Origin of the sequence: Vibrio sp. 10N.261.54.E10, assembly GCF_002877735.2 — a bacterium.
Lineage (GTDB): Bacteria > Pseudomonadota > Gammaproteobacteria > Enterobacterales > Vibrionaceae > Vibrio > Vibrio crassostreae_C.
This window is the reverse complement of the sequence record NZ_MCXE02000002.1, coordinates 248,873-262,751: the sequence shown is the minus strand read 5'-3', so window position 1 is coordinate 262,751 and position 13,879 is coordinate 248,873. Positions and strand designations below refer to the sequence as shown.

Annotated in this window: 9 protein-coding genes and 1 pseudogene; all 10 read left to right on the top strand. The window is 45.8% G+C overall.

Going from position 1 to position 13,879, the window contains the following annotated elements; translation table 11 throughout:
* Positions 1-29: 29 nt before the first annotated feature.
* Positions 30-968, top strand: a complete 939-nt coding sequence (locus tag BCU07_RS12430; RefSeq protein ID WP_102428219.1) for an iron-siderophore ABC transporter substrate-binding protein — start codon at positions 30-32, stop codon at positions 966-968.
* Positions 968-2,962, top strand: coding sequence for a Fe(3+)-hydroxamate ABC transporter permease FhuB (fhuB, locus tag BCU07_RS12425; protein WP_102428220.1), 1,995 nt, complete (start codon positions 968-970; stop codon positions 2,960-2,962). The genes BCU07_RS12430 and fhuB overlap by 1 nt, the downstream gene beginning before the upstream one ends.
* Positions 2,963-3,201: 239 nt before the next feature.
* Complete coding sequence (locus tag BCU07_RS12420; protein ID WP_017066674.1) at positions 3,202-4,014, top strand: crotonase/enoyl-CoA hydratase family protein; 813 nt, start codon at positions 3,202-3,204, stop codon at positions 4,012-4,014.
* Positions 4,015-4,107: 93 nt separating this feature from the next.
* The gene (locus BCU07_RS12415) at positions 4,108-5,298 is read left to right on the top strand and encodes an OmpP1/FadL family transporter (RefSeq protein WP_017064441.1); all 1,191 of its coding nucleotides are present in this window, start codon (positions 4,108-4,110) and stop codon (positions 5,296-5,298) included.
* Complete coding sequence (locus tag BCU07_RS12410; protein ID WP_102320576.1) at positions 5,298-5,987, top strand: hypothetical protein; 690 nt, start codon at positions 5,298-5,300, stop codon at positions 5,985-5,987. The genes BCU07_RS12415 and BCU07_RS12410 overlap by 1 nt, the downstream gene beginning before the upstream one ends.
* A gap of 287 nt (positions 5,988-6,274) precedes the next feature.
* A complete protein-coding gene (locus BCU07_RS12405; RefSeq protein WP_032546839.1) occupies positions 6,275-7,387 on the top strand; it encodes an NADH:flavin oxidoreductase in 1,113 nt (370 codons plus the stop codon).
* Positions 7,388-7,806: 419 nt separating this feature from the next.
* Positions 7,807-8,443: pseudogene (locus BCU07_RS12400) on the top strand (CatB-related O-acetyltransferase).
* A 165-nt stretch (positions 8,444-8,608) separates the two neighbouring features.
* Positions 8,609-10,255 (top strand): ABC transporter ATP-binding protein, encoded by a 1,647-nt coding sequence (locus tag BCU07_RS12395; protein ID WP_102333670.1) that lies wholly within the window; start codon positions 8,609-8,611, stop codon positions 10,253-10,255.
* Positions 10,252-12,504 (top strand): ABC transporter transmembrane domain-containing protein, encoded by a 2,253-nt coding sequence (locus tag BCU07_RS12390; protein ID WP_102428221.1) that lies wholly within the window; start codon positions 10,252-10,254, stop codon positions 12,502-12,504. Before BCU07_RS12395 ends, BCU07_RS12390 begins: the two co-directional genes overlap by 4 nt.
* Positions 12,497-13,810 carry an HlyD family type I secretion periplasmic adaptor subunit gene (locus BCU07_RS12385; protein ID WP_081230386.1) on the top strand — a complete coding sequence of 438 codons (1,314 nt, stop codon included), beginning with the start codon at positions 12,497-12,499 and terminating at the stop codon, positions 13,808-13,810. The genes BCU07_RS12390 and BCU07_RS12385 overlap by 8 nt, the downstream gene beginning before the upstream one ends.
* Positions 13,811-13,879 lie beyond the last annotated feature (69 nt).

Below are 13,879 nucleotides of genomic sequence, written 5' to 3'. Positions count from 1 at the left end.
ATAAACAATTAAAAAGTGACAGTGATTATATGAAAGCCAACTATTTTACTTCTCGTTTTCCTAAAGTGAGTTCGTTCATTGTCTCATTGAGCTTGTTGTTATCAGCTCAAGCGATGGCCAACTTTCAAGTTGAAGACAGTGAGGGTGTTAAAACCCTTGAAGCTCAGCCTGTTAGAGTGGCTGCGCTGAACTGGGACATAGCCGAACAAGTGATTGAACTCGGTGTTACACCAGTAGCGGTACCTGATATTGCAGGTTATACCGATTGGGTTGTTCAGCCTGCGATTCCAGAAGGCGTGGCGGATATTGGCACTCGAACTGAACCTAACTTTTCGGCGCTTAAAAAGCTAAACCCTGATGTGATTCTTATCGCTTCTCCTCAGAAAGATCTTCAGGAACGACTTTCTGAAATTGCGCCCGTGCTTTACTACCAAACGTACAGCGAACAACACAGCAATGCAGCGGCTGCTATTGAGAATTTCAAGAAGATCGGCCAGTTGCTTGGTAAAGAAGAACAAGCGAACCAAAAGCTGGCCGCAATGGATGAGCGTATCGCTGTTCTAAAAGCTGAGTTAGATAAAGCGTATCCGGGCGACAAACCGAAAGTCACTTCTTTCCGTTTTGCGAGTGCTACATCGGTGTTCATTTATGGCGATAACTCGATTCCACAATACGCACTTGAGCAGCTTGGCTTTGACAATGCGATGGATCTTCCTGCAAGTCAGTGGGGCATCAGTCAAAAACGCATGACCGAGCTTAAGAACGTGAAGAACGGCATTGCGCTTTACTTTGAACCTTTCCCATATCAAGACAAGCTAAACCGTTCTCCGGTTTGGAAGAGCATGCCCTTTGTTCGCAATGGTCAATTTAGCCCAGTAGCGGCAAGTTGGAGCTACGGCGGTGCTATGTCGATCTTGTATAACGCAGAAGCCATGGCGCAATCGTTGTTGACGCTAGCGGAGCAGTAATGAAATCCAGTGGTTTTATGATGGGGGCTGCGCTGCTTTGTGCTGCCCTTGTTCATTTATGGTTAGGGCAGTCGGAATTTGGTCCTATTGGTGAGTTGCTTCAGCAAGTCTCACAGATCAGTGACATCGCGACATTCAACTCAATGGTTGATGATTCATTTGAGTTGATGGCGTTAGCCTATGTCAACTTACCTCGCTTGGTGATGGCGATCTTGGTTGGCGCAACACTTGGCACCATCGGCAGCTTGTTTCAACAACTGACACAGAATCGCATGATGTCCCCGTTAACCTTAGGTACATCGTCAGGTGCATGGCTTGGTCTGGTTATTCTGAATGTGGTGGCGCCGATGTTGGTCGCTCAGTATTCAGTTTGGTTTGCTTTGGTCGGTGCGCTGCTTGCGATGGGGCTGATTGTTTCGATTGTCGGAATCAAAAACATGAGCGGCTTGCCAATTGTATTGGCGGGTATGGCGGTCAACTTGTTATTAGGGGCATTTGCAACGGCGATTATTCTGCTCAACGATCAGTACGCACAAAATCTGTTTGTATGGGGAGCGGGCGACCTAGGGCAAAATGGCTGGGAACAAGTGCTTTGGTTGATGCCTAAGCTGTTGCCGATTTTTGCCATATTCTTCTTAGCTCCGCGAGTTCTGACTTTGCTTTCCATCGGCACTGAAGGGGCTGCGGCGCGCGGGCTCAATATTGGCACGACCTTCTTTGTGCTAATGGCAATCGGCGTTTGGTTGGTTTCAGTGTCGATTACCTCAGTGGGCGTGATCAGCTTTATCGGCTTGATTGCTCCGAACATCGCTAGGCATCTAGGTTTTCTAAAGGCTAAATCTGAACTCATCGCGAGTTGTGTATTAGGTGCGCTATTACTTTGTGTCACCGACAGCTTGGCGATCTTCTTGGCGCAATGGTCTTTGGACATGATTCCAACAGGGACGGCAACCGCAGTGATTGGTGCTCCTGCGTTGATCATTATTGCGAGAAAGCAAATGTCTGCTCAAGATCAGTTGTTTTTCTCAATGCCTAAAGGTCCGAAGTCTATTTCATCTTTGGCTTACTTCTTGTTGGGCTCGATGATCTTCGGGTTGTTGGCGTTGAGTACATTGTCACAGCCTTCTTCTGATATGAGCTACTTTGTTATCCCAGACGCATTTGAATGGTCTATTCGTTGGCCGAGAATGTTAACCGCGATATTCGCTGGTGGCGGTTTGGCGGTGGCTGGTGTGATTTTACAAAGACTGGTCTACAACCCGCTCGCAAGCCCAGACATTCTTGGTGTGTCGGCGGGTGCGGTTCTAGCTTTGATTTTCAGCAGCTTGTTTATGGGATATTCGATTCACTCATTGAGCCCTTGGATTGCTTTCTTAGGCAGTGCGATTGCACTCTGTCTATTATTGTTCCTTGGCAAGAAGCATCAGTTTGCGCCATCGATTTTGATCCTTACCGGTATTTCGCTGACCGCAGTCTTGGAAGCTTTGGTGCAATTCTCTTTAACGCGAGTGGGTGAGGGGAAATACACATTATTGGCTTGGTTAGCCGGCTCTACTTACCGTGTGGAGCCTGAATCAGCCACTATAATGGCAGTAGTGATAACGGCTTGTATTGGTGTTGCTCTGTTACTGAGCCGTTGGGTGACCTTAATTGCGACTGGACGACAGTTCGCGAGTGCCAGAGGGTTGAATATCAATATCGCATACGTGGCACTGTTGTGTATTGTTGCGATCTTATGCTCGGTCGTGACAACAACCATGGGGCCTGTCGCGTTTGTCGGCTTGTTAGCTCCGCATATCGCTGCAATGGTGGGGGCTCGTTTGGTTCGAGAGCAGATCATCTTGTCGTTTTTAATTGGTGCAGCATTGATGCTATTCGCCGATTGGCTAGGGCAAGTGGTGGTGTTCCCAGCGCAGCTTGCAGCAGGGACGTTAGTTTCAATTATTGGTGGTAGCTACTTCATCTTCTTGCTACTGAAATCTCGAAGAACATAGGTTTTGCTCATGACCGAAAGCCATTGCTAATCAAAGCTACTGGCAATCAAAGCCATTGGCGATAAAAGCTACGGATGAAAAGCAGTGAATGGAGCGATCCATCACTGCTTTTTTGTTGATGTCGTTTGTGTAAAGGGAAAGACGTTAAGCAACACAGGTCTCGCTTCTTAATGTGCAAGTTTGGCATATGTTAATAAAATGTATAACCTAAAGGTCTGACCACTGATAAGGTAGCCACCATGCCAAACCTCGATCGTATTACTTGTTCTATCGATGAAAACCAAATTGCGACGGTTGTGTTGAATCGACCCGATAAGCTCAATGCTATTGATATGGCAATGTTTCAAGGCGTGAATAACATGGTGACTCAGCTGAAAAAGAACACCGAGATTCGTGCCGTAATAGTAAAAGGTGAGGGTTCTGATTTTTGTTCAGGGCTTGATGTTAAGTCCCTATTAACCAGTAAATCTGGGGCGATGAAGCTCTTGTTTAAATGGCTACCGACATTGCCTAACGCTGCACAACGCTTTTCATTGGGTTGGCGAGATATTCCATGCCCTGTCATTTTTGCGATTCATGGTCGTTGTTGGGGAGGCGGCCTGCAATTGGTCAGTGGGGGTGATTTTAGAATTGCTAGCCCGGATGCGAACTTCTCTATATTGGAAGCAAAGTGGGGTCTGATTCCAGACATGGGAGGCGCTATCGCTTTTAGAGAGCTGATGCGTAAAGATCACACCCTTGAAATGGCGATGACGGCCAAAGTGATCGACTGTGAAACCGCTAAAGAATATGGGTTGGTGACCAAGATTGCCGAAGATCCTTACGCTGAAGCCTATGCGTTGGCACTTGAGTGTGCGAATCGGTCGCCAGATGTCGTCGCTGCTAACAAGAAGCTCTACAACAAGATTTGGTGGTCAAGCCCCGGAATGGCTGTGTTCTACGAAACTTGGTATCAGATCAAAGTAGGGTTAGGTAAGAACCGAGCGATAGCAGCACAGCGTGAAATTCATCCTGACAAGCCACGCTCTTACTTAGCAAGAAAGTTCAAATAATGTTTGTACAGGAATAATCGATATTCCCTTTGTTTATTGAGCTTTGCGGTAACCTTAGAGCAATTTAATGTCTAAGGCTAAATGAGCGCTCTGATGAACAAAACTTTTACTTACTCTCTAGCTGCCACTGCAATTTTTACGAGCTTAAATGCATTCGCAAGTGGCCTGTTTTTGCAAGAAGCTGTCGTTGCCAACGCTGGTACTACTGGCGCTGGTGATGGTGTTTACACTCGATCTGCAGCGGCGATGTGGACAAACCCTGCCACTATGTCTCACATGGGCGAAAGCAAAACGACCATCAACACCATGGCATTCGATCTTGAAATGAAGTATCAAGATAACGGTGGTAATCCAGATGGTAAAGCTCATTCCGTAATGCCGTCATTTGGTGCCTTCCACGCTCATCAAGTCACAGACAAATTACACCTTGGTATCGCGCTTGGCGCTGTTGGCGGCTCTAGCCTTGATTACGGCAGTGATTGGGCGGGTGCTGCACTTCTAGAAGATATCACTCTTACTGCAATGCAAGTGAACCCATCACTGAGTTATAAGCTGAATGACCAATGGTCAGTAGGCGCGGGTGTGCAATTCAGTTGGGCTGCATTCCAACAAACAACGTCAATGCTTACTGCGAAGCAAGATACTGACTGGGCATACGGCTATAACCTTGGCGTAATGTACACACCGACAGATAAACTTAAGCTGGGCGCAAGTTACCGTTCTAAGCTAGAGCATGAGTTTAACAATGATGTAAATGGCGTTATTAACCAAGGCGTATTGAATTCATTATCAACTGATATTGCTTTACCTGAAATCATCGATGTCAGTGCGAGCTATGCTTTGAACTCTCAACTTGACCTGCTTGCTAGTATTCAGTTCCACCGTTGGAGTGAATGGGATACAACCGTTCTTGATTTTGGAATAGCAGGAAGTCCAATTAATGGTGTTCCGATTGAGCGTGACTGGGATGACGTTTGGAAATTTGCGGTAGGTGCGGATTATCAATTGAATTCAGACTGGCGTTTGAAAGCTGGCTTCTCTTACGAAACTTCTCCGCAAGACGATCCGTCAATGCAATGGGTTGACCTTCCTGTGGGTGAACAGTACCGCTACTCAGTTGGCGCATCTACCTACTGGGACGACATCTTAATTGATGTGTTCTATGAATACGCTGATTTGGGTTCAGTTGAGATGGATCGATATGGTCGATTTGGTCAAGTTAATCTGTTGAATGGTTCGTTCGATGGCCGTATCCACTTTGTTGGTGTTAGCGCGACCTTCTAATGACATTACGTAATCTACTAATCATTACTTTAGTGTCTTTATTTTCAACGGGTGCTTTTGCTGAAGAGAAGCACCCTGATGATCCGACTAAAATCGTAACCAAAGCTGGCGTTGCTTATAACGAAGATCTGCAGTTCTCTGGGTCTATTGGGCTTGATGAAGCACGAATGATCAATGCTCGTGTTAACGCAGATGGCGAAGAATGGCGAATAGGCGGCTCATGGCTGTTGCCTATGGGTATTGTTAACTTCAACTTTAGCCGTTCTGAATATGACAACGATGCTTATAAGAACAACTACAGTATTGGCACATTTATACCACTGAGCTATTTCGATATTGAGCCGTTCGGTTGGCAAATCTTCCCTATGGCTGGTTACAGCTATAATGACGGCGAAGTAGCGGTTTTCGATGATGATAATGTTGGTTCTGACTATGTATTGATGTCGAGCTCAACACACGGTGGCTACATTGGTGCGTTTGGTTTAAAAACGATTACTGATGAATGGTCTATCATGGGCTTCGGTGGCGGTTCAATGGGGTCTGATGATTATTCAGGGTATTGGGCAGGCGTCGGTGCTAGCTACAAGTTGAGTGACGCTCAATCATTCAACTTCTTCACTATTTTTGCTGAGGACGATTTCGGTGAAAATAACAGTGTTGGCGCGTCTTACACCTATGAGTTCAAATAACTGTTAGCAGGCAGAAATTCGCAGGTGGACACCTCTCGTAAGAACCATTGACTTAGTCCAGATTAAATTGAACAAAGTCGCTTATTAAAACTTAGCGACTTTCTTTTGTTACCATTTCTCCAATCTTTTTTATCTCTTTTTGATGCTTTCTATATCTTTCTCACATGAGAGTGCCGCTCTCTTAATCTAGATTAAGTTTTCGCTGCCTTATTCTCTGTAGTATCCGCCTGAATCAGTGCCCATGCTTAATGGGTAACTTGCGTAACACGATTTTGAGAGGAAGACACTTGAGCACTTTGTTTACAGAAACCCACATTGGCAAGATGACACTAAAGAATCGCTTCATGAGAAGTGCAACGTGGGAAAATATGGCCACCGAAGATGGGCATATGACAGATAAACTGTACGCTATCTATGAAGAGTTGGCTCAAGGTGAAGTCGGCCTGATCGTGACGGGCTACGCGAACATTGTTGAAGAAGAAAAGCCGAATGCAGGCATGATGGGTATGTATAACGACTCATTCATTGAAGAGTATCAAAAGCTGACTCAACTGGTGCACGACAACGACTCTAAAATCGTGATGCAGTTGGCTTATGGTGGCACCAAAACCACGCATGACCTTGGCGAGCGAGTAATCTACGCACCAAGTGAGGTTCCAGAAAAAGGAACTCAAACTCTAGGCAAAGCGATGACCAAAGACGAGATCGACTACATTGTTGATGCGTTTGCTCAAGCGTCTTTGAGAGCACAGAAGTCAGGCTTTGATGGCGTTGAAATTCATGCCGCTCACACTTACCTGATTAACCAATTTCTAAGCCCTTATTACAACCAACGTGAAGATGAATACGGCGGTAGCTTAGAAAACCGCATGAGATTTTTGTTAGAGATCTATACCGCGACACGTAAGCTGGTGGGTGATGATTTCCCTATCTTGGTTAAGCTCACGGCATCCGAGTTTTTTGAAGGTGGCGTCACCTTTGAGGAAACACGTATTGTCTGTAAAAAGCTTGAACAAGTGGGTGTGGATGGCATTGTCGTGTCAGGCAATATTCATGGCAAAGCAGACACTATGATTGGCGAGTCGCACGATGGTTTTACCATTCAAGCTGAAGGCTACTTCCATGAGTATGGTCACGCGATTAGCCAAGACGTTAATATCCCAGTGATCACGGTTGGTGGTCTAACGGATTTTGATGCTATCGAAGCGATTGCAAACAACACGGGCATTGAGTACTTCGCGCTTTCAAGACCGCTGCTTTCTGAACCCCATTTAGTGAAGCGTTGGAAGGAAGGGGATAGAAGCCCTGTTGAATGCGAACGATGCTCTAAGTGTCGTACTAAGCGCGGTAACTTCTGCGTGGTGAATAAAGACAGAAAAGTACAGCTTGCACGCATGTAGTCGCTGAGCCCAGCTCCAAGCGAGCTCCGAAGTTTATAGCTGAGTCTAAGTTTGAGCCTGTGTAATCGCGCAGGCTCTTGTTCATTCCGTATTCCACGAAACGAAATTTGAAACCTTATTAATCACATCTTCCTGTCAAATTGGCGCGACTAAACAGTTACACTACGCCTGTAAATTATCCAACCAAGTTATCGATAAAAACTGAGCAAACTTTGAAACTACTTCCTCTTCTTAAGCAACCTCGAATCCACTGACGTCTCTTTAGTTTTAGCGATATTGCTATGATTTAAGCGTGATACTCACTATTCATCCCAGTGAACCCTGTGTTTATAGGGCGTTAGTTTGTGCACCTTGGATTTGCATCGTCGAACATTTTGATAGTTAACGAATAAAACTTAATAGATCATTCAGAGGTAAAAATGCAAAAGAAGCATTGGTCCAAATTCGAGTTGCTGCATGAAGTCGTAACCAACCCCAATATTCACGTAAAAGGTCAACACAGTTATTACAGCGATTGCTGGGATAATGGGTTCGAGCAATCTGTCGTCCGTTATTTACATGGCGACGAAGTCAGCCGCCAGTGGGAGCCTCGATGGGAAATCGACGAACTCCATATCGGCGATTATGTCTGCATTGGCGCAGAGGTTGTGATTTTAATGGGTGGCAACCATACCCACAGAGTTGATTGGTTTTCGCTGTATCCATTTATGGATGTAATCGACGATGCCTACATTGGCAAAGGTGACACTCACATTGAAGATGGGGTGTGGTTAGGCATGCGAGCGATGGTGATGCCCGGTGTGACGATTGGCGAAGGCGCTGTGGTTGCAGCGAATAGTGTGGTGACTAAAGACGTCGCTCCATACAGCATTGTCGGTGGTTCTCCAGCTAAAGTCCGTCAAATACCGCTTTGATGAGTCCGTTATTGATGAACTCATGTCATTCAAAATATACGAGTGGCCCTCAGATAAATTTGAAGCGCTGAAACCGTATTTATGTAACTCAGACTTTTCAAAGTTAAAGCAGGCGATAACGGATTACGACAATTGTTTGTAAGGAGCACTTGTAACGAGCGTTTGTAAGGTACAGGTATAGCCACAGATTTGTATAGAAAGATCTGTGTCATATTTATATTGAAAAACACGTTAAATCAGTCCGTTACCTTGCAATACTCAACATGGTGTACCAATCTTATTTCATAAGCATGGATAAGGATTGTGTATGCCCGCAAGTTCAATGAAAAACAAAGGGGTGGTGGGGAAAGTCCTACTGCCTTCTTTACTCATAAATCTTCTCTCTCTCGCCGTTCCGTTAACGGTTTTGCAAATTTACGATCGTATTTTACCTAACCAAAGTTACGGTACTGCCACTTTGTTGTTGGCGGGTGCAGCGTTGGCTGTTGCCATGGAAGCATTGATCCGGTTTGTGCGTACTTGGCTTTTGTCAGCCGCGGCCAGCAATACCGAGAAAGCGACCTATCAAACCTTGGTTGAAAGAGTAACAACGGCTTCATCAGGCCATCTTCGCCACATTGGTGTTGGTGGCGTGGAAGAGGGGCTGGGCTCAGTATCAAAAGTCAAAGATTGGTATTCCGGTGGTGTGATTGCAGGCTTTATTGATTTGCCTTTTGCATTGATCTTCTTGGGCTTGGTGGCTTACATCGGCGGTGAGCTGGTGGCGATACCTTTGGCAGTTTGGCTGATTACTCTCGGAATCGTTTGGTTATCTTCTATTCGCGTTAAAAGCTTAAGTGAAGAAGCTTCCCAAGATGAGCAGGAGCGAAAAGCGTTCTTGATTTTACTGAGCCAAACCATTCAGGGAATCAAACGCCAGGCTGTTGAGTCTCGAATCTTCAATCAGTTTAAATCCCTCAATAATGTTCGCTCTCAGTCTAAAGCGAGAGAAGAAGAACAGAATGCCTTCGCCCAAGAATGTATTCAGCTTGCTGCATTAGCCACGTCAGTTTTACTTGTGATTACGGGGAGCTTGTGGGTGTTGGATGGCCAGTTAACCACTGGTGGATTGGCGGCATGTTCTATCTTATCGGGCAGAGCCGTCGCACCTTTAAGTGCTTTGGTGGGAGTTCGAATTAAGCTTAATTCAATACACAGTGCTAATCAGGCAATAGAAAAATTGAGTGACTTATCACTATCGGATTCTTCAGATTCTGAGCAAGCCGAGAACCACTTATCTGACTTTGAGACGTTGGAAATTCAGCAAGCGACCGTTGAAAGATACGGTGAACTCTCTCATGCAGATATCACCTTGAATAAAGGTGAGTTGGTATTGTTAGAGAGTGAAGATCGCCACACCAACAGTCATTTATTGTCGTCGATTGCAGGTATTGATGATCTAAAAGCGGGTGAGTGCTTCATTAACGGAGCTGCAGTTTCAATCGCATCCGTAACCAATATTGCTGCCTACTGTGGCGTTAAAGGACAACTGGTGTCGGGGACCATTCTTGACAACTTGTGTGGCTTTGACCCTGAGAAAACGCAAAGCGCCAGTGACTATGCAAAGCGTTTGGGTTTAACCAAAGAGATTACTCGATTACCCGATGGACTAGAGACACAAATTGGCCATACGAGTGCTTCTTTGTTGAGTATGGGTAACGTGAAAATGCTCAATATCGCGGCTCAATTGGCAAGTGATAAACCCATAATCATGTTGGAAAGGCCGGATTCTTCACTTGATTTAGACGCCCTTGGGAATCTAGCTAAGGTGTTGGAAGAAGAAGTAACGGCAGGGCGCACGATACTGATGGTGAGCTACCATTCGAAGCTTCGCGAATTTGCTAATCGAATCATTACAGTGGAAAGTCGAGCTATTACGGTCGACAGCGAGAGCAATCAGGAGGCCGTCGTATGAATCGTTTAGATATTGGTAACCCTTCAGGTACGAACAACCGTGCAGATACCAGCGGTCGACAAGAGGTGATGAACCATTTAGAAACCGAGAGCCTTTCCGTTCTTAAGCAGTTGGAAGTTAATGCTAATATCCAGTTGTTCGCACATCAATGGGTCGATGAAAATGGCATTGAATCAATCGACGATATGTTTGCCTTGTTCGACAGGCTTGCACTGCCTTATCGCTTGGTTGCCAACCTAGATGAAGTTGGTGAACATAAATTGGTCTTACTGGTACTTGGTGAACATGAGCTGGTCTCTGGTCATTTAGAATCCAAGCAATTTGTTGCCTTTAATGCCAATGACGACATCACCGATGTCCCTCAGTTTTGTATTGTTATCGAAGGGCCACCATTAGAGAAGGCCTCTCCTGATTGGGTTGGCGAAAGGTTACATGCGTTTCGTCCCATCATTCCTAAATTGTTATTGGTCAGCTTTATCACTAACTTATTTGCGCTTGCCGTTCCTTTCATCACGATGTCGATTTATGACCATGTGATTGGCGGTGATGCAGGGCATGAGCTGCAAGGTATCGCCATTGGCGCGGCGTTGTTGTTTGTGATGATGGGTTGGTTGAGAACATTACGTAGCCGAGTGTTTGCTTCAGTTTCCAACCGAGTAAGTCGTGAGATTTCTCAATCCCTCGTGCAGCGTCTGCTTCGTAATAGCTATGCTCAAAATCAGCAAACAGCTTCTTCTAGTCAGCAAAACCAAGTGATGCTGTCAGAGCGTATTTCAGGTGTGCTATCGGGGCCATTAGGAAATGCGCTGTTTGATCTGCCATTCATTCTTATTTTTGTACTTGCGATAGGTGTTTTAGGCGGGTGGTTGGTACTGGTTCCAGTCGTCTCTTTAATCTTTTATTACTTGCTAGCAAAACGCTCGATACGCTCTAGCAGCAAGCGCTCTATGCAATCGACAGTGGCAGGTACGAATCGTCAAAACATGACCAATGAACTGTCATCCAAGCTTGCCTTTATTCGCAGTGCTGGATTCTCAGAGCACTGGATTCAACGTTTCAAAAAAGCCAATCTTCTTGCTTCAACAGTGACCTTTAATCAATCGGTTCTCCAGAGTCGGTACACCTCGATTTACTATTTCATTGGTGTGGGCTCGACACTCGCCGTGATGGGGTTAGGTATAGGACTTATTTTTGAACAAGTGATGACCCCTGGTGGTTTGATTGCTTCAATGATGTTGATATCTAAGGTGACGGGTCCTGCTCAGGTGTTGGCAAACAGTGCGATGCGTTTTAATAGCTTTAATCAATCCAAGCTGCAAGTGAACCGCATTTTGTCTCAGCCGTCTGAGCGTGAATTCAGTTACCAGCATCATCCGTTACCTGTGGTAGCGCCTAACTTGAAATTAGACCAAGTGACGCTGCGCTATCCCAAACAGAGTCGCCCGGCCTTGAATGGTGTGAGTTTTGATATTGAAGCCGGTGAAATTGTCGCGATTACCGGCCCTTCTGGGAGCGGTAAATCAACATTAATTGAAGTGCTGTCTGGCTTGCAGCCTATCCAAAACGGGATGGTCGAGCTTGAAGGCGTTAACCTCGTTCAATACGATCCGCAGCTTTATCGCCACTGGTGTTTCATTCGAGCCGCATATCCTGATTTGCTTACGCTGAGTATTCGAGAGTGGCTAAACGACGGTCACAAAGTCGAAGATAAGAAAATGATCTCTGCAATTGAAATGGTGGGCGGAAAGCGTTGGTTCGAGACATTATCAGGTGGGCTCGATACTTCCATCAGCAGTATTCAGCCGAACAGCCTTTTTGACATGTTGTCTGGCAGCGTCGCACAGATCCTCATTGACGCGAAAGCGCTGGTTTATGACTACCCAATGTTCTTAATGGATAATCCTGTGCCTGATGCTCACCCAAATGCTAAACGTATCTTTGGTGAGTTTGTGCAGTCGAAAAAAGGAAAAGCAACGGTGATTTACACGTCCCACGATCCGGATTTAATCAAGCTTGCCGATAAAGTGGTGGTATTAAATGAAGGTGCAGTGGTTTATGCAGGCCCATTAGAGCCGGAACAGTCTTCGAAGCAGGGACAGCCTTCAGAGCCTCAAGCTTCTCAAGAACCGCAGTTATCTGAGCAACCGTTATCTCAAGAGCTACAGCCGTCAACTCAAGAGGCGTCTGCTCAACAAAATGCAGCCCAACAAGAACAATCAGAGTCTAAGCAAGGAGTCGCTAATGACTAAACAATCTATCGAGAAGGGCAAGCGCTACGGTGAACTTGTTGAATCACAAAATACGGCTCGTACATTGGCGCTGGCCACATGGTCGGTTGCCTTATGTGTTATTGCTTTTGCCACTTGGTCTGTAGTCACTCAAGTTGATGAAATCGCCAAAGCCAAAGGTGCTGTGATTCCGGAAGGCGAGAAGCAAGTATTACAAAGCGCGATTGGCGGTAAGTTAAAGCAAATTCTCGTTAAAGAAGGGCAGTTGGTTGAGAAAGGCCAGCCGCTTGTTGAGTTTGATGCCACTTTCCAGCGTACCGCCCTTGAAGAGCTAAAGTCCCAACAAGTGACGCTTCTAGCCAGTGTGGAACGTATGAATGCGCTGCTTGAGCAACGTGAGCCTAACCTTGCTGAGTTTGAGGTCGATTACCCAGAGATCGTCAGCCAACAAAAAGCGCAGCTGAACGCGCAAAAAGCCCTCTACTTCCAAAAGCGTGTGGTGCTTGAGAAAGAGAGCGAACAAATTGCAGAGCAGCTTCGTAGTGTAGAAAAGGCCTTGCCGAGTTATGAGAAAGAGTTAAATGCGACTAAGCAAGAGTTGAACATACTGGAGAAGGGTTATAAAGCGGGTAACATTTCACGTTTACGTGTGCTTGAAATGCGACAAAAATTGGCCAGTATCGAACAGAAAATCGAAGAAGCTCGTGGTAAGAAGTCGGTATTGATTAGACAAGCTGACAGCAATGACCAAAAAATCATACAGCTTCTGGCGGAGGCGAAAGCTAAAGTGAGCGATGATCGTTCTAAAGCCGTCTCTGACTTGTCAGCCCTGAACGCCAGAGTACGTTCAAGCCAAGCGAAATTGACCAACACCATGTTAGTGTCGCCTCTACAAGGTTTGGTGCAAAGCCTGCCAAGCACGCAAAACGGTGGTGTTATTCAGCCAGGTGGCACTGTGGTTGAAATCGTTCCTGTTGGTGGGAAAGCCGACTTTAAAGCGCGTTTGTCACCAAGAGATATTGGTTTTGTGAGTGTAGGGCAGCCGACTCGTATCAAGATTGATGCGTTCGATTACAGCCGCTTTGGGGCGCTAAAAGGGGCGGTTGAGAGTATTTCACCGACCACAAGTCAAAGCGAACGTGGCGAGATTTATTATGAAGTTGTAGTGTCGGTTGATACGCCTTACTTCCGTGATAACCCTGAAAGCTTTTCCATACTGCCGGGTATGACGGGTGAAGTAGACATCACAACTGGCGAGAAGTCGGTGTTCCAATACTTATGGAAACCGATTTATACCAATGTTAGCGTGGCGTTTGGAGAGAGGTAAAGTCCTCCACTCTGGCTTGCATAAAAAAGGAGCACATGCCGTGCTCCTTTTTTTATCTAACCGAAGGGG

Excerpts from the sequence above, each read along its gene's own strand:
- BCU07_RS12415 (WP_017064441.1), top strand. The coding sequence starts at position 4,108 with ATGAACAAAACTTTTACTTACTCTCTAGCTGCCACTGCAATTTTTACG.
- BCU07_RS12410 (WP_102320576.1), top strand. The coding sequence starts at position 5,298 with ATGACATTACGTAATCTACTAATCATTACTTTAGTGTCTTTATTTTCA.
- BCU07_RS12430 (WP_102428219.1), top strand. The coding sequence starts at position 30 with ATGAAAGCCAACTATTTTACTTCTCGTTTTCCTAAAGTGAGTTCGTTC.
- fhuB (WP_102428220.1), top strand. The coding sequence starts at position 968 with ATGAAATCCAGTGGTTTTATGATGGGGGCTGCGCTGCTTTGTGCTGCC.
- BCU07_RS12420 (WP_017066674.1), top strand. The coding sequence starts at position 3,202 with ATGCCAAACCTCGATCGTATTACTTGTTCTATCGATGAAAACCAAATT.
- BCU07_RS12390 (WP_102428221.1), top strand. The coding sequence starts at position 10,252 with ATGAATCGTTTAGATATTGGTAACCCTTCAGGTACGAACAACCGTGCA.
- BCU07_RS12395 (WP_102333670.1), top strand. The coding sequence starts at position 8,609 with ATGCCCGCAAGTTCAATGAAAAACAAAGGGGTGGTGGGGAAAGTCCTA.
- BCU07_RS12385 (WP_081230386.1), top strand. The coding sequence starts at position 12,497 with ATGACTAAACAATCTATCGAGAAGGGCAAGCGCTACGGTGAACTTGTT.